General features: G+C 68.7%; 2 protein-coding genes. Both read right to left on the bottom strand.

Features of this window, described 5'->3' with window-relative positions; genetic code table 11:
* Window positions 1-668 (bottom strand): ABC transporter permease (locus TW83_RS17520; protein WP_045984072.1); only part of this gene is annotated, 668 nt, incomplete at its 3' end.
* A partial coding sequence (locus TW83_RS17515) for an alanine racemase C-terminal domain-containing protein (RefSeq protein WP_045984071.1) occupies window positions 665-1083 on the bottom strand: 419 nt, incomplete at its 5' end. The genes TW83_RS17520 and TW83_RS17515, both read right to left, overlap by 4 nt.

Below are 1083 nucleotides of genomic sequence, written 5' to 3'. Positions count from 1 at the left end.
CCTGCCGCGCCGCGCCCCGACCGCATGCCGAACCAGCATCCCGACAACGCGATGACCAGTCCGAAGACCGCCCCCTTGATCAGGCCAGAGGTAACGTCCCACGGCTCCAGATATGCCCAGCTGTTCGCGATGTAGCTGGCCGAATTGAACCCAAGCGACGTCGTGCCCACCAGCCAGCCGCCCATGATGCCGATGATGTCGCCCGTGGCCACCAGCACCGGCATGCACAGGATCGCCGCCCACAGCCGGGGCGTGACCAGCCAGCGGACCGGGTCGGTCGACAGTGTTACCAACGCGTCGATCTGTTCGGTGACGCGCATGGTTCCGATCTCGGCGGCGATGCTGCTGGCGACGCGGGCGGCGACCATCAGGCCGCCCAGGACGGGCCCCAGTTCGCGAACCATGCCGATGGCCACGATTGCCGGGACGACGTCGCCGGCCTGAAACCGCTCTCCGCCCGAATGGATCTGCAGGGCCAGCGCCGCCCCGGTGAACAACGCCGTCAGCCCTACGACCGGCAGCGACAGCCAGCCGATCTGCATCACCTGGCGCACGATTGCACGGGGTGTCCCGAACCCCGACAGCCCCCGCATCGCGAACAGCGCCACCGCCCCGATGGTCCGGGTGGCGCGCAGGGCGGGTCGTCCGATCGCCCGGATGGGCGTCACAGATAGGTCCGCTGGTAGCGCAGCCCAAGCGAGGTCAGCACCTCGTATCCGATGGTGCCGGCGATGTCGGCCAGACGGTCGATGGGTTGATGCGCGCAGATCAGGTCAAGCCGGTCTGGCACCGCATCCAGATCGCTGACGTCCACCGTGATCAGGTCCATCGACACGCGCCCGACGACCAGACAGGCCACATCGGCGGCGAACAGCTGCGCACCCTTACCCGACAGCGAACGCAGGATGCCGTCGGCATAGCCCGCATCGACGGTGGCGATGCGACAGTCGCGCGGCGCGTGCCAACTGGCGCCATAGCCGACCATCTCTCCCCTCCGCACGTCACGGGTCTGGATCACGCGCAGCGACAGCGTGACGACGCCGCGGGCCTGCCCAAAGGGCAGCCCGCCATACAGGCCCACGC

The sequence above is a fragment of the Paracoccus sp. S4493 genome, from assembly GCF_000967735.1.
Lineage (GTDB): Bacteria > Pseudomonadota > Alphaproteobacteria > Rhodobacterales > Rhodobacteraceae > Paracoccus > Paracoccus marcusii.
Note: the sequence above shows the minus strand (reverse complement) of the source record. Positions and strands in the feature narration are given on the sequence as shown.